The sequence below is a fragment of the Microcoleus sp. B4-C2 genome (genome assembly GCF_036705265.1).
In the GTDB taxonomy this organism is placed as follows: domain Bacteria; phylum Cyanobacteriota; class Cyanobacteriia; order Cyanobacteriales; family Microcoleaceae; genus Microcoleus.
Map to the genome: position 1 here is coordinate 141,863 of NZ_JAUBUB010000001.1, position 20,135 is coordinate 161,997.

16 protein-coding genes are annotated in these 20,135 nt (G+C 46.7%); 13 read left to right on the forward strand and 3 right to left on the reverse strand.

All coding sequences use genetic code 11. From position 1 onward, the window contains the following. Positions 1 to 312 precede the first annotated feature (312 nt). Positions 313 to 1,344, forward strand: coding sequence for a GDP-mannose 4,6-dehydratase (gene gmd / locus QUB20_RS00580; RefSeq protein ID WP_333054667.1), 1,032 nt, complete (start codon positions 313 to 315; stop codon positions 1,342 to 1,344). 403 nt (positions 1,345 to 1,747) lie between these two features. Beyond that, positions 1,748 to 2,692 carry a GDP-L-fucose synthase gene (locus QUB20_RS00585; protein ID WP_333242212.1) on the forward strand — a complete coding sequence of 315 codons (945 nt, stop codon included), beginning with the start codon at positions 1,748 to 1,750 and terminating at the stop codon, positions 2,690 to 2,692. A gap of 468 nt (positions 2,693 to 3,160) precedes the next feature. On the opposite strand, the gene QUB20_RS00590 is transcribed toward QUB20_RS00585, so the two are convergent. Then, a complete protein-coding gene (locus QUB20_RS00590; protein WP_333242215.1) occupies positions 3,161 to 5,410 on the reverse strand; it encodes a dynamin family protein in 2,250 nt (749 codons plus the stop codon). Positions 5,411 to 5,623: 213 nt separating this feature from the next. Between QUB20_RS00590 and QUB20_RS00595 the strand changes: the two genes are divergently transcribed. The 3 genes from QUB20_RS00595 to QUB20_RS00605 all read left to right on the forward strand — a co-directional run bounded on the left by QUB20_RS00595 (position 5,624) and on the right by QUB20_RS00605 (position 9,049). After that, positions 5,624 to 7,048, forward strand: a complete 1,425-nt coding sequence (locus QUB20_RS00595; RefSeq protein ID WP_333242218.1) for an NB-ARC domain-containing protein — start codon at positions 5,624 to 5,626, stop codon at positions 7,046 to 7,048. Positions 7,049 to 7,520: 472 nt separating this feature from the next. Further along, positions 7,521 to 8,177 carry a 5-formyltetrahydrofolate cyclo-ligase gene (locus QUB20_RS00600; protein ID WP_333242221.1) on the forward strand — a complete coding sequence of 219 codons (657 nt, stop codon included), beginning with the start codon at positions 7,521 to 7,523 and terminating at the stop codon, positions 8,175 to 8,177. Positions 8,178 to 8,272: 95 nt separating this feature from the next. Next, positions 8,273 to 9,049, forward strand: coding sequence for a fumarylacetoacetate hydrolase family protein (locus tag QUB20_RS00605; protein ID WP_333242224.1), 777 nt, complete (start codon positions 8,273 to 8,275; stop codon positions 9,047 to 9,049). 178 nt (positions 9,050 to 9,227) lie between these two features. Here the strand turns inward: QUB20_RS00605 and QUB20_RS00610 are convergent, their stop codons facing one another. Next, on the reverse strand, positions 9,228 to 9,701 hold the full coding sequence (locus tag QUB20_RS00610) for a Tic20 family protein (RefSeq protein ID WP_333242228.1): 474 nt from the start codon (positions 9,699 to 9,701) through the stop codon (positions 9,228 to 9,230). Positions 9,702 to 9,843: 142 nt separating this feature from the next. After that, positions 9,844 to 10,041 carry a hypothetical protein gene (locus QUB20_RS00615; protein ID WP_190739976.1) on the reverse strand — a complete coding sequence of 66 codons (198 nt, stop codon included), beginning with the start codon at positions 10,039 to 10,041 and terminating at the stop codon, positions 9,844 to 9,846. 168 nt (positions 10,042 to 10,209) lie between these two features. Here QUB20_RS00615 and glyA point away from each other — a divergent pair, with 168 nt between their 5' ends. The 8 genes from glyA (at position 10,210) to QUB20_RS00655 (ending at position 19,941) form a co-directional block, all read left to right on the forward strand. After that, positions 10,210 to 11,493, forward strand: coding sequence for a serine hydroxymethyltransferase (gene glyA / locus QUB20_RS00620; protein WP_333098404.1), 1,284 nt, complete (start codon positions 10,210 to 10,212; stop codon positions 11,491 to 11,493). Between the two features lie 588 nt (positions 11,494 to 12,081). Continuing rightward, complete coding sequence (locus QUB20_RS00625) at positions 12,082 to 13,137, forward strand: MraY family glycosyltransferase (RefSeq protein ID WP_333242232.1); 1,056 nt, start codon at positions 12,082 to 12,084, stop codon at positions 13,135 to 13,137. Between the two features lie 200 nt (positions 13,138 to 13,337). Then, on the forward strand, positions 13,338 to 14,594 hold the full coding sequence (locus QUB20_RS00630; RefSeq protein WP_333242235.1) for a competence/damage-inducible protein A: 1,257 nt from the start codon (positions 13,338 to 13,340) through the stop codon (positions 14,592 to 14,594). Between the two features lie 299 nt (positions 14,595 to 14,893). Further along, complete coding sequence (locus tag QUB20_RS00635) at positions 14,894 to 15,031, forward strand: hypothetical protein (protein ID WP_333237463.1); 138 nt, start codon at positions 14,894 to 14,896, stop codon at positions 15,029 to 15,031. Positions 15,032 to 15,143: 112 nt separating this feature from the next. Then, entirely contained in the window at positions 15,144 to 15,584 is a 441-nt protein-coding gene (aroQ, locus tag QUB20_RS00640; protein WP_333237461.1) for a type II 3-dehydroquinate dehydratase, read from the forward strand. Positions 15,585 to 15,763: 179 nt separating this feature from the next. Beyond that, entirely contained in the window at positions 15,764 to 16,912 is a 1,149-nt protein-coding gene (locus QUB20_RS00645; protein ID WP_333242239.1) for an ADP-ribosylglycohydrolase family protein, read from the forward strand. Positions 16,913 to 17,141: 229 nt separating this feature from the next. Beyond that, entirely contained in the window at positions 17,142 to 19,694 is a 2,553-nt protein-coding gene (locus tag QUB20_RS00650) for an HDIG domain-containing metalloprotein (protein ID WP_333242242.1), read from the forward strand. A gap of 46 nt (positions 19,695 to 19,740) precedes the next feature. Then, complete coding sequence (locus QUB20_RS00655) at positions 19,741 to 19,941, forward strand: hypothetical protein (RefSeq protein ID WP_333237454.1); 201 nt, start codon at positions 19,741 to 19,743, stop codon at positions 19,939 to 19,941. The last annotated feature ends 194 nt before the right edge of the window (positions 19,942 to 20,135 follow it).

The window sequence follows — 20,135 nt, forward strand, 5'->3', positions numbered from 1 at the left end:
TAACTAAAGGGGCAAATACTTAAATAAACCTACCTCTTATTCATCTAGAAATATCAGTTATTCTAGATAGACTACTTTAGGTTTAGGTGTTAAACTTAACTCTATAACCTTTGGCTTAAGGGGGATAGCCTACTTATCTTGGGATAGCCGACTACCCAACAGCGTAGGAAGTAAACTTCAACGGGCTTTAGGTAACTAAAGTTAAGTTTGAGTAAGTTTTATAAAGCAGTTTGAGAATACGGCCGGCAGGGAGCAACAGCCTCTGCCAAAAAATTTATTGTAAATTAACACAGCCTGTCAAAGGAAAATCAGATGACGCAACGTAAGCGAGCGCTAATAACAGGTATTACAGGTCAAGACGGCTCCTACTTGAGCGAATTACTGTTAGAGAAAGGATATGAAGTTCACGGCATTATCCGGCGCAGTTCTAGTTTCAATACCGATCGAATTGACCACATCTATGTCGATCCTCACAGCGAGGGTGCGCGCCTGTTTCTACACTACGGCGACTTGACGGACGGCACCACTCTCCGCCGGATATTGGAAGAAGTTCAGCCGGTAGAAATTTATAACTTAGGCGCTCAATCTCACGTTCGAGTCAGCTTTGACTCGCCGGAATATACGGTTGACACAGTAGGGATGGGAGTATTGCGGCTGCTAGAAGCAATTCGGGACTATCAGCACCGCACCGGCATAGAAGTGCGGTTTTATCAAGCAGGTTCTTCGGAAATGTTTGGTTTGGTACAGGAAGTTCCGCAGAAGGAAACAACTCCTTTTTATCCCAGAAGTCCTTACGCCTGCGCCAAAGTTTACGGTCACTGGCAAACAATAAATTATCGCGAATCTTACGGACTTTTTGCCTGCAACGGCATCTTGTTCAATCACGAATCTCCGCGCCGTGGCGAAACTTTTGTAACTCGCAAAATTACTCGCGCCGTGGCCAGAATAGTCGCCGGCAAGCAGAAAAAGATTTACTTGGGCAATCTCGATTCTAAGCGGGATTGGGGCTATGCTAAAGACTACGTGCGGGCGATGTGGCTGATGCTGCAACAAGACAAGCCTGACGATTATGTCATTGCTACCAACGAGACCCATTCCATTAAGGAATTTCTCGATTTGGCTTTTACTTACGTCAATTTAGATTGGCAAAAATATGTGGAGTTTGACGAACGCTACTTGCGGCCGGCAGAAGTCGAACTGTTGATTGGCGATTCGACTAAGGCGCGCCAGCAATTAAATTGGGAACCTTCTGTAACTTTTCAGGAGTTAGTGCATTTAATGGTAGATGCTGACATGAAAGCTTTAGAGGAGCAAGGTCGAGGTTCGGGCAACGGATTTGATTAAGCTGCTACATCAAGCCTTCAGTGCGAACAATTTGTAGGGGTAGGGCCCCGTGTCTACCACTTTGGCGAAAGGCGCGCACCGGGGGATAGCCCCTGCAAACACTTTACAACTGATCAGAGGATGGTTACAGCTATTAGTGCGATCGGCATTCAAAGAACCAGCTTAATTGCTCGCCAAATTTTCGGCTGTGCGGGCTAAAAAAAACATTAAAATGATAGTTGAGGAGTCGCGACCCGTATATCTAACTTTCGGGTGTGCACGGCGCAAATTGTCCCTATCGGGTGCAGCTAAAACAAATTTGTGGGCAACCTCATCCTGTAGCTGAAAGCTTTTTTTGCTAAAGCAACAATTTTAGAATTGAAATTGTCGATCGACCTTTATTCAAAATCCCGAGGCTAAAATTATGACAAGCTTGGATTTAAGCAGCAAACGCATTCTAGTCACGGGCGGCGCCGGTTTCTTGGGCCGTCAGGTAATCGACCAGCTAGTGAAAGCAGGGGCCGATGCTGATAAAATTTCTGTAAGTCGATCGCGCGACTGCGACCTCCGCGTTATGGAAAACTGCAAGCGCGCCGCCGACCAACAAGATATCATCATTCACCTCGCCGCCCACGTCGGCGGCATCGGTTTAAACCTAGTCAAACCCGCTGAATTATTTTACGACAATTTGATGATGGGCGCGCAACTAATCCACGCCGCCTACGAAGCAGGAGTCGAAAAATTTGTCTGCGTCGGCACCATTTGCGCTTATCCCAACTTGACCCCAGTTCCTTTCAAAGAAGATGACCTGTGGAACGGCTATCCAGAGGTGACTAACGCACCTTACGGAATTGCCAAAAAAGCCTTATTAGTGCAACTGCAATCCTACCGCCAGCAATACGGATTCAACGGTATCTACTTGCTACCAGTAAATCTGTACGGCCCGGAAGATAACTTTGACCCAAAAAGTTCCCACGTCATCCCCGCATTAATTCGCAAAGTCTACGAAGCCCAAGAAAGGGGAGACAAAACACTGCCAGTTTGGGGCGACGGCAGCCCTAGCCGCGAGTTTTTGTATTCCACAGATGCCGCGCGGGGAATTGTGATGGCGGCTCAATCTTACAGTGAATCTGACCCGGTTAATTTGGGAACGAATAGCGAAGTTAAAATTCGTGATTTAGTGGAAACGATTTGCGAATTGATGGGATTTGAGGGAGAAATTGTTTGGGAAACAGACAAACCGAACGGTCAGCCGCGCCGCTGTTTGGATACGCAAAGGGCTAAGGAAAAGTTTGGTTTTGTTGCGGAGGTGAAGTTTAAGGAAGGGTTGAAAAATACGATTGATTGGTATCGACAACACGCCGCGTAAGTGTGAAAAACCCGGCTTCTTGAAGAAACCGGGTTTTTTTAGGAATAATACTAAAGGCGGTTGAGAAACTTCATTTATAATATTCGGCGGTTGCAACCTATTCTACACAAACCAGTCCGCCTGTTGGCACTAATAAATTATACAAATTTGGGTTAAAATTCACTGACAATAGTCGGCAGTGAAAACCGCTATTACACTTGCCTCTTGTCGTCGCAGAGGGGAACTAAGAAATCATACCAATCGAGCGGCATCAGGGGCAGGTTCTCCGGTTCAAATTACTTTTGCAATAGGTTTAGTGTTCAAGATATGATGATTTCTTGGGAATTGGCGTGGGAAGTTTTTAATGTCGTAACAGTGCCAAATTTTTACAATCTGACAAAAAAGCTGGTGGGGTGACAACCCCGCCAGCCGTTCAATACGTCGTTTTATTGGGTTTGGGTGGTTTGCCACGAGAACCGCTGGTTTTTTTTACAAACATTCTCCCTGGGTATCCCAAGGAATGTTGGCGAAAAAAACCCTGAGTTTCTCCAGATTTATGATAATCTGTTCAATTCGTTCTTTTGACTGGGTATCGGTTGAAGTAATTTCGTGCAGATGCTTGAGATACTGTTTGCATTTTGCTTCAACTGCGTCGGCACCTTTATCAAAGGCTGTGGCTGTCTCTTGCCAATACTGGTCGATTCCTCCTAAGAATTTATCAACAACACCCTGTTTTTTGAATTGTTGGTGAATTTCTTTTGCTAACCGCTTCTGCCAAGCTTCCCCAAAAAAATTCCACACCAAAGAAGCCAGTCCAGCAGCTAAACCGATCCCTAGAACTATTGGGCCACCAATCGCAGCTACGAAAGAAATTACTGTTGCCGTGCCACCACCGATACTAATACCAAGTGCTGACAAAAGACTGACTAATTTCGCTACTAAGATATAGCTGCCAAGATTGCCAAGGCCTGCTGCCCAAGCGGCTAAGGCACCATAAGTACCTAAACCTGCTATCCCACCAAGAAAAGCTCCTTTTGTATCGAAGGGAATAGATACTACTATTCCATCTTTGTTGGGAAGTTTAGGCACTGGGTATTTTTCTAGAAAAGCGTCTATCTCAGCCTTGAGTTTTTCAGAATTGACACTAATCCGATTTTCTAAATGACTTTGCAGCAGATCGACTAAATAACCGGGAGCGTATTCTTGAGCCTCTTTCTGTTTGTCGTATCTCTGGCGAATCATTTGTTCTATAAACTCTACATCGATCTTTTTTTCTGCATAGGTCTGAAATGATTTGCGGGTATCTTTCTCTAATTCCTTAATTTGTTTGCTCACTTGACTGCGTTTTTGCCGCATTTCTCGCTGACGTTCAGGTTCATTTTTCTCGGCTTTGTCAAGCTCCTTTCGATACTCCTCTATTTTGGCAACAGTTGTTTGATATTGCTCAATCGAGTTAGCGTATTCTTGTTTTTTGTCTTTTTTGACCGCATTGATTTCGCGGTCGATACGAGAGATGACTGGTTTAGGAAGAGTCTCGCAGAGGAGTTGAGTTAAATCATCAAAGAGACGCTGACAGCGATCCGGCTTTTCTGACCAGAAAGTGAAGAAACGCTTTTGCACATCTTCCTTGGTAATATCCCGCTTTGTTAGCTTCCGACGAAACTCTATAGCAGTTTCATCAAGTTCTTTATACAGTCTGGCTGAAGCTTTATTGAGAATTTTGGGAAGCTCATCGTCAGGGATACTCGGATCGGCGTGTGTCGCCACAATAAAGAAATTGCCTAGCGTCGGAAAGTCGTTGCATTCATTCTCTGGGGCCGGCAACAAACGCAGCAAATTCCGAAGTCGCACCATATCTTGACCATTAATGTGACCCTTGGCAGGAGAAGCATAAAGCAAGACATTAGCAATCTTGGTGGCACTATTAGCTTTCTCAACATCCTTTGATACTTCATCTTGTTTATCAGAGTAACCGGGAAGGTCAATCAGGTTACACGCTCTTAATAAAGGAGCATCTACATAAACTATAGCTGTATGTCCGCCGTCATTGCTGTCGTCTGAGTCATCATATTGGTGTACGCCATATTTTTCTAGCAGGTCAAAGGAGCCGAATTGCAAAAAATGCTTCTGACAACGCTCCCTATCCTCTAAATATAGGAAGTCAAAATTTAGCTGGCAGTTTTCATCTTGCCAAAATTTCTCATCAATAATTCCCACGTTTCCATCAAACCATTCGGGGCGACTTTCCACATGACAAACAATGGTAATGACTCTTGTTGCAGGCTGATAGCCTGTTGGCAATACTTTTTGGCCTAAAAGAGTATTAGCAAGATAGGATTTACCAGAGTCAAATGCTCCCGTCAAGACAACATTTGGTTTTTGATAATACTGGTTAATTTGTTCTTGCAGATCGTTAGGTATACGTAGTTCCGTTGGCAATTCTAGCCAAGGTAAAAAAGAATTTTCATCGATATACTGATTAAGTAAATTTAGCCGGCGATAAAGTTCAGCGTAGGGACTGCCTGGTTCAATTCCTGGGAGTGGAGGTATTTCCTCTGACATGGCAGTTGCAATGTCAACACCTAATATTTGCAGCCATTTTACTGCCATTCCCATCGGAACTTGTGCAGGGAACTGCTCATAATTTTTAACCTGATCTACAGAAATGCCGAGCCCGCTGGCAACTGATTCTTGACTGATACCTTTCTGTTCCCGATAGCGTCTAAAATTAATGTTCATAGCATTCTGCTACCCGCTAGTTTAATCCACAGGAAGTTATTTGTTTTTTATAATTATCTTCTAATTATGAATTTATCGGAGTCAGAAAATGTCAATTTTTATCAGCAATTGAGACGATCGCTCTGTCAGAAAACGTCGGATTGTGTCATCTTTGTCAGAAAATGTCATAAAAAATATGATAAAATAGGCAAAACTTTCACGCCTACCTGACTAATGAACGTTCAAGAAGTCTTGAGATTTGCCGATGACATGGTTTTCGCCAAGACGGGAGAACATTTGGAGGATCTGCAAAAAGCTATCCTGCTGGGTGTATGGAAAGGTCAAAGATACTCTAAAATTGCAGAAGAATCTCACTGCACAGAAGGGCATGTCAGAAATGTCGCATCGGAATTATGGCAACTACTCTCAGATGTATTAGGTGAAAATGTCAATAAATTAAATTTTAGGTCGGCATTGGAGAGGTCGCAATTTGCCTACTTTTCAAATTATGGAAAAAATTCTTTACAGATTGGTAATGTAACTGTCTGTGATAATAGTTTGCAAGCTTCAGAAATTCCACAAAAGCGATCGCCCTCAACCCCCACCTCAGACACCTCCCAACCCCAAACCCGACTAGACTTAGCAGACGCACCTCATATTTCATCATTGTTCGATTCGCCTGATGGCGATAGCTTCGCTTCACGCACATCCGAACTCGCCACCCTGGAAAAATCGATCGTCCAAGAAAAGTGCAACCTCGCAGCCATATCAGGACTTAGCGGCATCGGCAAAACCGCACTTTCCCTCCACCTCATCCAAAAAATTCAGCATAAATTTGAATACGTCATCTGGCGAAGTCTCCGCCACTCCCCACCGTTAGAAAGTACCCTAAAAAATCTTCTAGAATTTCTCTTAAATAAACCCGAAATCGAACTCCCTACCAGCATTCCCGATCGACTTTCCCTATTAATGGAATTTCTGCGAAAAAACCGCTGTCTCATTATCCTCGACGACGTGCAAACCATTCTCAGCAGCGGACAATTATCAGGAAATTACCGCCCCGAATGCGAAAATTACAGCATCCTCTTCAGACAAATCGGAGAAACAACCCACAACAGTTGTTTAATCCTCAACAGTTGGGAACCACCCAGAGAAATTACCGCCTTAAAAGGTGAAAATTCACCAGTTCGCAGCTTACAACTCACAGGCATAGGTGCAGCAGCAGCCGAAATTTTCCGGCAAAAAAGTTTACTCAATTCCGAAACATGGGAAAACCTAATTAACACCTACCGAGGCAATCCATTGTGGTTAAAAATAGTCGCCACCACCATTCAAGAAATATTCCGAGGTAGGGTTGCAGAATTTTTGAAATATGATAGGCTATTCTTAGGGGAAGAATTGGCAGCAACATTGCACCCGCAGATAAATCGTTTGTCAGAATTAGAGAAAAAGCTCATCTGCCTCCTCAGCCGCGAAGAAAATTCAGTTTCAATAGAGCAATTGCTACAAGATGCTGAGTTATCGCCCTCCGAGTTATTCAATGGGCTGCAATCTTTGGGGAGGCGATCGTTAGTTGAAATAGAAGAACAGGAGAATGAAACGCTATTCAGCGTTTGTCCTGTGGTGAGACAATATGTAATATCAAATCCAGTTGGTTGATACTTTCCGACAGTCCGAAAGTCCGGCAGTCCGGCAGTCCGGCAGTCCGGCAGTCCGGCAGTCCGGCAGTCCGGCAGGGGTTGAAACCCCTGCCTCAAAGCTAAAGTCGGTTAAAACCGACTACAGAGTGTAATGAAAACGCAATTAATTGTAGTCCTCTTTTAGAGGACTTTCGCTATGAGACAGGGGTTTTCAACCCCTGTCGGACTCCAAGTCAAACGAGAAATTCGATCGCAAATATGAATACTGCTGAACCTTCATTAACTAAAACCGAATGTTGATACTTTTTGACAGTCCGGCAGTCCGGCAGGGGTTTAAACCCCTGCCTCAAAGCTAAAGTCGGTTAAAACCGACTACAGAGTGTGATGAAAATGCAATTAATTGTAGTCCTCTTTTAGAGGACTTTCGCTATGAGACAGGGGTTTTCAACCCCTGTCGGACTGGAAGTCAAACGAGAAATTCGATCGCAAATATGAATACTCCTCAACCTGCATTAACTAAAACCGAATTAAGAAAATCGCTCCTCAACACCCGCAAATCCCTATCAGCACAAGAATGGAGACAAAAGAGCACGAGCCTCTGCAATCACCTGCAAAACTCGCCCCTATTCACCCAAGCAACCACAATCCTCGCCTACTTCAGTTGTCGCCAAGAACCAGATTTAAGTCCCCTATTTACATCTTCTGTGGAGGAGGCATCTTGCCTGCTCAATTCTGGAGACAGGCAAGATGCCTGTCCCACAAATGCCATTCCCACCCCTAAAAAATGGGGATTTCCCCGCTGTGTCGGCAAACAGCTATCCTGGCACATCTGGCAGCCCGGAGATGCTTTACATACTGGAGCTTATGGCATACTCGAACCCCTGCCAGATGCTCCTAAAATAGACCATTCAGAAGTAGATTTAATGCTCGTACCCGCAGTAGGTTGCGATGTTCGCGGCTATCGCTTGGGCTACGGCGGCGGCTATTACGATCGAATGCTCAGTTTAGCTGAGTGGGAATCAAAAGTTACGATCGGCATTATCTTTGAATTTGCCTTGGTCGCCCAACTACCAATTGACTCCTGGGATCAACCGCTGCACGGCATTTGTACAGAAAGCGGTTGCAAAATTGCACAGCAAAAATCTTAAACGGGCATAAACAAATTAATTTTCCGCAATTATGCCTATATCCTCTTAATCTAGAATCTAGAATCTAAAATCTAAAATCTAAAATCTAAAATAGTATGGCCCAGCGCTACGTTCGAGTTAAAACAACACAAGGACACATCCATTACGGTTTACTGCAACTAAGCCACAGCGTTCAAGTATTTGATGCACCGCCCTGGTTAAAAGGACAACCAACCGATTTGGAACTTTCACCCGATACTTACCAAATTCTCGCCCCGTGCTCTCCCTCAAAAATTGTAGCCGTAGGCAAAAATTATGTCGATCACGCCGCCGAGATGGGAACCCCTGTACCGGAAGAACCCTTGTTGTTTTTCAAGCCTCCGAGTGCTGTCATCCCTGCAGGTGCAGCGATTCGCTATCCGCAGCAGTCGGAAAGGGTAGACTACGAGGGAGAATTGGCCCTGGTAATTGGCGAACATTGTACCAACTGCACTCCCGAACAAGCACACAGCAAAATTTGGGGATATACGATCGCCAATGACGTAACAGCTAGAGATTTGCAAAAGCGGGACAACCAGTGGGCGAGGGCCAAAGGGTTCGATACTTTTTGTCCCTTGGGGCCTTGGATTGTCCGCGAACTGAGTCCTGCTGCACAATTGCAGACTTTTGTCAATGAGAGCGAGCGACCGGTACAGTCATCCCAGATCGATCGCATGGTATTTTCGCCAGACTTTCTCGTCTCCTACATCAGTCAAATAATGACCCTTGTTCCCGGTGATGTGATACTGACAGGAACGCCGCAAGGAGTAGGGCCGCTACAAATAGGCGATCGAGTCCGCATCGAAATTGAAGGCATCGGCAGTCTTGAAAATACAGTAGTTGTTAGTCATTAGTCATCAGTCATCAGTCATTAGTTATTAATTAGGTAAGTGCAAAAACAACAATGTCTTTTAGGAGCTTGTAGGGCCGTGTTTAGCGATGATTTGCGCCCTGGAAAGAGTTAACCATTTCACGCACGCGCCTTCTCCCGACTAATGACCAATGACCAATGACTGATGACTGATGACTGATTTATCGTACCTGCATATAAACAGCATCCGAAAGCGGAGGAATCTCTGCATAGCGTCCCAAAAGCGACTGAACGACTGCATAGACAAATGCAGCCAAAGCGCCCAAAAACACCATGTTATACAGAGTTTCCGCAATAAATGCGACTTGTAAGCCGTTAGAAAAAATCGGCAAAACCAGACCACACAGCATCAAAACAATGTCTAAAAGAATCGCCTGCATCGCATTAAAACGAATGAAGTGACTGATGTTTTCGTTTCTAACTACTCCTAAATACAGAGCAAAGAAAATAACCAAGCTAGCAAAGGGCAAACTATAAATTTGCATCAAAGGAGCTAGCGGTATCAACAACAGTTGCAGCACAGGAAACTGTGTAAACAGAAACCTGCCAAAGGCCAGCCCGTCAACCAACGGGAGCAAATAAGGCAAAGAAGCAAAAATCCGGTCTGTAACAGTTGTAGACCCGCGCCAAGTCATAATGAACTCTCCTGAGTCGATCGGTGAACTATTAATTCCATTAAACTCAGGATAACGCAGCAGCAGGGTTTGTGTTTCGACTCTGCCGGAACTTGCTTTTCACTCAGCAGGGAGCAGCCCCAACTACCAGATGCAGGCTTTTTTATTTAATATTAGCGATCGTGAAGCCCATTTGACACTCGTACCGATCGGGCAAATTTTCCGTAGGTTTAGCAACTGGATGTCCACAGCGAAGCTCTCCACCACTCCAGCGCGGTTGGCCAGTGCGATCGGCCAGCAAACAACTTTGGCAAACACACTGAGGAGCAAGCATCTGATTTTCCATTAAAATGACTAACATTTGATACCTCCGACAGGTTTCACACCAGTAATTTCATTGTATGTCAGGAGTTGGGGACAAACCGCTTAACCTGAACACAACGTAATATTTATGTCAATGGTGCGAAATCCGTAGTACGGTATAAGATCCCCAATTCCCAATCCCAAAACTGTCAAGAGGTTGATTATTGTGACGGACACTAACTTAGAATTCCTTTCCAAAACCGATCCGCTCATTGCCGATTTAATCGGGCAAGAGCTCCAGCGGCAGCGAGACCACCTAGAACTCATCGCCAGCGAAAACTTTACCTCCGCAGCGGTAATGGCAGCTCAAGGCTCAGTGCTGACCAATAAATACGCCGAAGGACTGCCAGCGAAACGCTACTACGGCGGCTGCGAATTTATTGACGGCATCGAGCAAATCGCGATCGATCGCGCCAAACAACTATTTGGAGCCGCTCACGCCAACGTCCAGCCCCACTCCGGCGCTCAAGCCAACTTTGCCGTATTTTTGAGCTTGCTGGAACCCGGCGACGGAATTATGGGCATGGATTTGTCCCACGGCGGACACTTGACCCACGGTTCGCCGGTTAACGTATCCGGGAAATGGTTCAAAGCTTTTCACTACGGCGTCAGCCAAGAAACAGAACAGCTCGACTACGATGAAATTTTGGCACTGGCCAAAGAAAACCGACCGAAATTGCTAATTTGTGGCTATTCAGCATATTCGCGAATTATCGACTTTGAGAAGTTTAGAGCGATCGCCGACGAAATTGGAGCCTACCTGCTCGCCGACATCGCCCACATCGCCGGGTTAGTCGCCACAGGACACCACCCCAACCCCCTCCCTCACTGTCACGCAGTCACTACCACCACTCACAAAACCCTGCGCGGCCCCCGTGGTGGCTTGATTATGACCAATGACCCGGAATTAGGTAAAAAGTTTGACAAAGCAGTTTTCCCCGGCACTCAAGGTGGGCCCTTAGAACACGTCATTGCGGGCAAAGCAGTAGCTTTCGGCGAAGCATTAAAGCCTGAATTTAAAACTTATTCCGGTCAAGTAATTGAAAATGCGCGCGCTTTAGCGGAACGGTTGCAGCAGCGGGGTTTAAAACTTGTTTCCGGCGGCACGGACAATCACTTAATGCTAGTTGATTTGCGTTCGGTAAACATGACAGGCAAGCTAGCGGATCAATTAGTCAGCGGTGTGAATATTACTGCTAATAAAAATACCGTGCCTTTCGATCCGGCATCGCCCTTTGTCACCAGCGGTTTGAGACTCGGTTCGCCGGCGATGACCACCAGGGGAATGGGAACAGCAGAATTTACCGAGATTGGCAATATTATTGCCGATCGCCTGCTAAATCCAGATGATGAAAGCGTCGCAGCAGACTGCCTGCGTCGAGTAGCAGCACTGTGCGATCGCTTCCCGTTATATCCCCACTTGTACTTGAAAGTGCCGGCATTAGCTTAATTTTCCTGATCGGCAATGGGAAATTGGTAGTTGGAAGTGTACGGGTAAAAGGGTTAGTCGATTTTAGATTTTAGATTTTAGATTTTAGATTTCTTCTCGCATTGAATCTGGGGGATTGAACTAGCATCTTAAATTTTGGGATCGACCATCGATTGTATCGGGGGCTTGTAACCGCTTTGGGGCGGATATAAAGAGCAGGAAAAGATTGAGAGTTGCCGGTAGCGATATTGACAAGCGGTTTTCACCAAAAATATCGATCGCCAATACGGTTTTTACTAAAGATATTTGTCGGGCGGGGCTGGTTTGACTAACGGTATTTGTCGGTTGCGAAAGATACCGTTCAACTGGGCCCGCTCGCCAAATATCGACTTTTTGGCTCGCGAAAAAGTCGATATTTCAAATCGTTAATTCGAGAGTTATGAATGAACAACCTGACAATTCGCCCCAGGGCAACTGCCATTGGGGCAAATCTCCGACTCCCAAACCCCCAGTCGCTCTTCAAGATGTTTCCTTGTTATAAGCCATCTGAAATGTAGTAGACTCTGCCTGACAGACTAATTGCCCCGCACTATTTAAAATTGATTTCAGATGCCGTATCAGTATCTGTACCACATACTCGCTTTTCTGGTTTCTGCGATCATCGTCCTCTGGAGTACGCCAATAGTCAAAAAAATTGGTCTCAAAAGCGGGCGAGTCGATCGGCCAGGCGAGCGAAAAGTCCACAAGCGCCCTATGGTGCGCTTGGGAGGAGTGTCCATCTTTCTCGGCACTATCACTGCCCTCTTATTTGTCTGGCTCTCAGGAGGCTTCATTGATGCTAACGGGCAAGTTCTCAATCCCAAAGACGAATACGAAATTTGGGGAGTCACCCTCGGCGGCATCGGATTCTTCCTCATCGGTTTAGCAGACGACCTATTTTCGCTCTCGGCCTTAAAACGCTTGCTCATGCAAATTGGCGTATCCAGCATCGTTTGGTACGCGGGCGTACAAATTGAGTTTCTGACAGTTCCCTCCTTGGGACTGACTAATATTGGCTGGCTGAGCTTGCCAATTACCGTGATTTGGCTCGTCGGCATGGCGAATGCCATCAACTGGATTGACGGTTTGGACGGTTTAGCAGCCGGAGTTTCAGGGATTGCAGCAGTTGTGATGCTGATTGTCAGTTTGGCGATGCAGCAACCGGCGGCGGCCCTCATTGCAGCGGCTTTGGCTGGCGGGACCTTGGGATTTCTGCGCTACAACTTCAATCCGGCTCAAATCTTTATGGGAGATGGCGGGGCTTATTTTATCGGGTTTACTCTCGCTGGAGTGGGAGTAATTGGGTTAGTTAAAACTACGGCTGTTACTTCTGTGTTGCTGCCCTATTTAATTTTAGCTGTACCGATTTTAGATATGTCGGCGGTGATTCTCGATCGACTTCGCAACGGCAAGTCACCGTTTATTGCTGACAAGCGCCATCTCCACCACAGACTTCTACAAGCCGGACTATCCCATCGATTTGCGGTTTTATTTATTTACTCACTGACACTGTGGGTGGGAAGTTTAGCCCTAGCTTTTTCGCTTCCGAGCGGCGTAATTTACGCTATGGGTGCAACAAGTTTGCTGGGATATGCTAGCTGGAAAGTTTGGAGACACGCTAGGTGAAGGAAGAAGGAAGAAGGAAGAAGGAAGAAAAATAATTTCTAATGCCAAATGCCAAATGCCTAATTCCCAATGCCCTGCGCGGGCCAATGCCCTGCGCGGGCCAATGCCCAATGCCGAATTCCCAATTCCCTGTTTTGCCAATGCCCTGTTTGCCCAATTCCCCAATCCAAAATCCAAAATCTAAAATCTAAAATCGAATAATGGTTGCTGAAATTATTTGTGTTGGCACTGAATTGCTGTTAGGCGATATTCTTAATAGCAATGCCCAGTTTTTAGCCAAAGAATTAGCGAGTCTGGGAATCCCTCACTACTATCAAACAGTGGTGGGGGACAATCCAGAACGTATCAAACAAGTGTTAGAAATCGCCGTCAGTCGATCGCAGCTTTTGCTCTTCACCGGAGGCCTCGGCCCCACACCAGACGACCTGACAGTGGAAACCATCGCCGATTTTTTTGGGGTTCCCTTAATAGAAAAGCCGGAAATTATCGCCGATATCGAATACAAATATGCTCAGCGGGGACGCACCATGAGTCCCAGCAATCGCAAGCAAGCTTTAATTCCAGAAACTGCGGATATTCTGCCGAACCGCAGCGGTTCTGCACCGGGCATTATTTGGCAACCGGTTTCTGACGTGACAGTAATGACATTTCCCGGCGTACCGGCGGAAATGCACTTGATGTGGCAAGAAACCGCCGTTCCTTACCTGCAAAATAACGGCTGGTGCAGCGCCACTATTTACAGCCGCACATTAAAATTTTGGGGGATTGCTGAGTCAGCATTGGCGGAAAAAGTAGATAGTTTTTTGAATTTAACTAATCCTACTGTGGCTCCCTACGCCAATCACGGCGAAGTCAAACTGCGGATTTCGGCCCGCGCAAACGAGAAAGTGGCTGCGAAAAACTTGATTGAGCCGATCGAACAACAATTGCGGCAAATTGCCGGCTTAGACTGTTACGGTGCTGATAGCGATACCCTCGCTTCGACTGTGGGCCAATTGTTGCTGGATGCGGGGCAAACTCTTAGCGTGGCTGAATCCTGCACAGGAGGAGGATTGGGGGCGATGCTGACGGGTGTTCCCGGCAGTTCGAGCTACTTTTTAGGCGGGATTATTTCTTACGACAATCGGGTTAAGGAAGGATTATTAGCTGTTAATCCGCAAGATTTAGCCGAATTTGGGGCAGTCAGCCACCAAGTGGCAAAACAAATGGCTGCGGGAGTTCGCGCCAGCCTCAATACCGATTGGGGATTGAGCATTACAGGCATCGCCGGGCCCGGAGGCGGCACCGACGCTAAACCTGTCGGACTGGTTTATGTCGGTTTAGCCGGCCCCGACGGATCCGCAGAAAGCTTTGAATACCGTTTTGGCGATGCCAGAGGCCGCGAGTGGATTCGGAATTTGAGTAGCTGTACGGCGCTCGATCGACTCCGGCGTACATTATTGTTGGCAAAAGCGTAGAAAAAATCCTACGATTGGTCAATTGTCAACAGTAAACCGTAAGCTTAAGCTTTATTTAACACTCTCTACTCCGATATAATTCGGCAATTTTCCTTTTGCCTCTTGATTATCTGTAAAGATTAGTTATGATAATAAGAGAGGACTGATTGGCCAATATACTGACTCTCTCCATTGCTCAAAATAACCAGCAAGCGAGAAAGCAAGTTTGACCTTTGGTTTCAAAGTCGTGCTTGCTTATTTTCAGATATTTAGCCGTCGGTTTAGCAATCTAGACTATAAAAAAAGGAGCTATCCGTTCAATGGAAGACATTGAAAAGGTGCTGGAACAAATTAAAGAATGGGTTCGCAAGCTGATAGAAGGACTGCTGAGTCCCGAACATGAACCTGAACTAGAACCGATTCGTATTCCTGTAAACCAACCGAGGAATCGCAGGTAGTCGGGACTGAATTAGAAGTTTGAGGTTTAAGGTTTGACGTTTGAGGTGGCAGACTGGTTCTAAATCCCATGTCAAAACTCTCATAATTTTTGTTGCGCGGGAAATTTTAAAATTGTTAAATATCCTGGTACTTCACGGCCCTAATCTGAATCTATTGGGTCAGCGAGAACCTGGAGTTTATGGTTCTGCGACTTTAAATGATATCAACAAGTTGCTAGAACGAGAAGCGCAAGCCCTCCAGGTGCAAGTCTCAATTCAGCAGTCGAATCATGAAGGGGTATTGGTGGATGCAATTCACTCGATGTTAGGGCAGCACCAAGGCTTATTGATTAATGCTGGAGCTTATACTCATACGAGTGTGGCAATTAGAGACGCGATCGCAGCGGTGAATATCCCGGCGGTAGAAGTTCATCTGAGCAATATTTATCGGCGGGAAGATTTTCGGCACCACTCCTTTATCGCAGCGGTGGCGATCGGACAAATCAGCGGTTTTGGCCCAGAAAGTTATCGGCTGGGGCTGCAAGCTCTAGTTAGTTACCTGATTAAAAATTAAAAAATTACCGATGGTAGCGATCGGATGAGGGCAGGTTTTAGATGGAAAACCAGCCCTTATATGTTTGGGTTGAATTTTGGCTTGAATTCAAATTAACCACAAGACTTGGGTAAAACAGGATACCATAAAAAATCATAAATTATAAATTACCAATTACTAACAACTTGAGTTAAATTCAAATGCGGCATTCCCTGTTGAGCAAGTTTCAAGGAACTATCCTGGGGGCAGTTTTAGGAGACTCTCTAGGCCTGCAATACCAGAGGCAACTCGTCGGTATTCCCCCCCAAACAGAAGACTTGCAGCCGATTTTACAACTGACGAAACACCAACAATTGACCCTAAGAGGCGCAACATTGGCGTTGAATTCTGTCAACAGTAAAATCCCAAGTGGCAAAGACTCATCCGCATCCGGGACACTTGCGGTAGCGTGTGCTCAAAGTTTAATTCGGTGTAGGGGTTTAGATTTAAAAGATTGGCGCGATACTTGGGAAGCATTTGCCAAGTCGGAAATCTACCATCCCCGCAACAGTGAGTTTCAAACCCTGCTTAACCCTGGTGAAGCTGCCGTTGCTGCGCTGCCATCGGCGATGTTTTTTCACGAAAATAAAGCCAAACTGCGAGAAAAAATCATGCTGGCGATAGAGGTTTGGCACAACGAAAACCCGCCAGAATGGGAAACAGCAATTTTAGCAGTAGCATATACGATCGCCCGATCTCTCAAAGAAAGACTTGACCCCGCGACAGCGATCGAGCAAACACTTGCCTACCTGAAAACAGAGAATGCCTTAACAGAGCTGCTGCTGCAAGTACAAACACTATTAGAAAAGGGAGCAGATTTAGAAACAGCCGCCACTCATCTGTGCAAAAGCGCCACAGCTTTGCGAGAAAGACAGGGCGAAGGTGAAAAAAAATTACCAACCGAGTCAATTGTCAATCCAGGAAATTTCATTCCCATTGCCTTAGCTTTCTACTGCTTTTTGAACACCCCAGAAGACTTGCGCTTGTCAGTGGTGCGCGCTGCCCGCTGTGGTATAGCCGGACAAATAACCTGCGCTTTGACGGGAGCTTTGTCTGGAGCTTATAACGGCGTTGCTGCGATTCCTGTAGAATGGCGACAGGTATCTTCGGCTCAAGTTAATTCGCAGCAGCTAGCCGAGGGCCGAGAACCTTTGCTCTGGGGAACTGGCAGCGATGTAAAAATTGTAGAGTTAGCAAATAACCTGTTTGCAGTTTGGGCAGGCGTTTACAGGCCCGATGCCGGACTTGATTCTGCAGTGCTAGCCCGATCGGTGGCTGCACCTTATGTCATTAGACCTCGTAAAATATAAAGGTTAAAGCTTTTAACAGTAAGGGGAAACCAGCAATTAACAAGTCAAAAGCGAAAGTGGAAGGAGAGCGCCAATTAAAGATTAAAAAGTGAAAAATTAAATCGGACGCGCCTGCCCCAAAAAACCGGGTTTCAACGAGAATATGGGTAGTTCGGATAAAATCAATCAAGATGCATAGTCAGAAATTCTGACAAAGCTGCTGGATAACAGTGATATATCTTCGACACAAATGAATACGCTCTCCTCATTGATGCGACAGATTGAGCAGCTAGGGGCTGCGCGCTCACTGCGCCAACACATTGCTAAAGTGCAAAATGGCAGCAAAGCAGATACCTCACGCGCTGGCGGGCCTCTCCTGAGCCGTTTGTCGCGCCAGAAATGGCTTCTTCCCGAGACTTTTACTACTAAATTTACAAGTAAAACCTCCAAATCAAGCCTCAAAAATCAAGCTCGTTCCCCTATGTTGGCGCTGGTAGCGGTAGTTTCCCTAAGCAGCACTCTGGGCCACCGCTTCTACAACCAGCCGAAACTGGATGTGGGGACGAAAGCTCCTCAGACGATTAAGGCTCCTGCCACTGCTAGCGTCCCGGATTACAAAACTACTGAAGAACAGCGGAAAGCAGCGCGGATAGGGGCTGTAGCGATATTAATGCTGGATTCGGCGGTCAATCGACAAATTTATCAAGAATTGCAACAATTTTTGCAGCATGGGAGCGATCTACGGGAGGCGGTAGGCCCGTTTCCGTTTGCGAGTACCTCGGCCCTCTCACTTGCTGTTCAGGTTTACTTGCGGAGCTGTCCTGAGTGGGAGTGGCGCTGGATTTTGGCGCAAGCGGGTGACAAAAGTGCAACTTCCGAGCGATTGAGTTTGGATTCCCCGGCAATTGCTGTGGCAACAGATAACAAGTCTCAGCAAGATGCTATCGCTCAACTGCAAGCTTACAGCCGATCGGTCCGGGCAGCAGAATTTCAAAGCCTGACAGACAGTATTTCCTCTGCTCGCGAGCGCTATCTCAATGCTGTGGAGGCGCTGGGAAAACCGTCGGTTTTGGGGCTGCCCCAGATTTACGATACTTCGCTGTTTGATTTGTCCGAAGCAGCTTGGCAGAAAACCCAAACAGGCATGAATCGCGCGGCAAAAAGGATGGTGGCTCAAGGTATCCTGCAGGGGTTGCCCAAAGAGATTTTGCAAGAAGCTGTGAAGCTGCAAGTGGCAGATGAAGTGCCGTTAGAGTCCCAAGCTTTGGCGGTTGAGGGTTTAACAGCGATTTTGCAGCCAAATCTGGTGAGAGATCGGGAGGAAACCAAACAGCTAGCTGAATTAGCGGCGCAAAAGGTGAAACCGGTGATGATCGCAGTAGATCAGGGCGAGATAATTGTTGCACAAGGACAAGAGATATCGCAGCAAGATTTCGTGTTGCTGGACTATTTTGGTTTGAGCCGGCGGGGGGTGAATTGGCTGGGGCTGACGGGTTTTGTTTGTTTAGTCGCGGGGGCAATTGCGATCGTACTGCTGGTGGAAAGGCACTACCGCTTGCGCCGCAGAGATCATTTGCTATTGCTGCTGCTGACTTTGAGCGCGCCAGTGCTGGTGAGTTTGGGGCTGCCTTGGACGAGTTTGCCCGCGATCGGGATTTTAGCGGGCGGCTTCTACGGTTCGGCGGTGGGAGTCACGGTGGTGGGGCTGCTGTCGGCGCTGCTGCCCATTGGCTTAAATGTGGACTTGATTCATTTGGTGGCTAGCGGGGCGGGCGGATTGCTGGGCGCTTTTATGGCCGGGCGGCTGCGATCGCGCGAGGAATTGGCTCTTTTGGGCGTAGCTGTCGGCTTGGCTCAGGGCAGCGTTTATCTGGTGGGGACTTTGATTGCCAGCGCGGCTGCCGGTGCAATTTGGTACGTCGTACTCGGTACGGTGGGCGCGCAAAGTTTGGCCGGTTTGGCTTGGAGCGTTGTGGCGATCGGCATCAGCCCTTATTTGGAACACGTTTTTGACTTGATTACGCCGATCCGGCTGGCGGAACTTGCCAATCCCAACCGCCCGCTGTTGAAGAGGTTGGCTGCCGAGGCTCCTGGGACTTTTCAGCACACGCTGTTTGTGGCGAGTTTGGCAGAGGCTGCGGCCCGAGAACTCGGCTGCAATGTTGAGCTGGTCAGAACTGGGACATTATACCACGATATTGGAAAAATGCACGACCCGCTGGGATTTTGTGAAAATCAAATGGGCGGGGCCAACAAGCACGATGAAATTAATGACCCTTGGGCGAGCGCGGAGATTATTAAAAAGCACGTTACCGAGGGTTTGGTGATGGCGCGAAAGCATCGATTGCCGAAGGCAATTCAGGCGTTTATTCCCGAACACCAAGGTAAAATGTTAATTGCTTACTTCTACCACCAGGCGCAGCAAATTGCTGCCAAAGAAATAGAAGATTTAAAGCTTGTTTTGCCAGATGCGGATAATTCAAAGTTAACAATCGCAAGTCGCCAAGTGAGGGAGGAGGATTTTCGCTACGATGGGCCGATTCCGCAGTCGCGGGAAACCGGGATTTTGATGCTGGCGGATTCTTGCGAGGCTGCTTTGCGATCGCTCAAGGATGCTACTCATGAAGAGGCTTTGAATATGGTTAATAAGATTTTGAGGGCTCGCTGGCAGGATAATCAGTTGATTGATTCGGATTTAACGCGGGAGGATATGTCTCTAATCGCGGAGATTTTTGTGCGGGTTTGGGAACAGTTCAATCACAAGCGGATTGCTTACCCTAGTGCAGTTTTTACTCCCAGGTAGGCGAAAATTTTTAGTTAGGAAAAATCAGTTCGCATTTCAGTTGTGAATGAGATTTTATTGCGATTTGCCCCGCAAACCGCCATGCACTTCAGGATTGTCGCTGACAATTACCATAGTTTGTTTGATTCCTCAAAATTCCGAAGAGTCGATATCTCTTTCGCCGGCTAGGTGCGATCGCAATTTTTGCCAGTCTTCGGCATCGATCGCATTTGCAAAAGCGATGATAGTATCTACAACCCCAGCGTAGTAAACAATCCAGCAGATTGCTGGCTGTTCCTACATCACAAATACAGCATATTCCATGTATATGTGGTACACACAAGAAGAGAGACGCGAGTAAGGTGCGTCGCCACCCGTCAATCTGCAATCTTTATCAAATATGAAGCAGATCCGCACCCTACGGACTAACACCACATAATATAGCCGATCATGTACTTCATG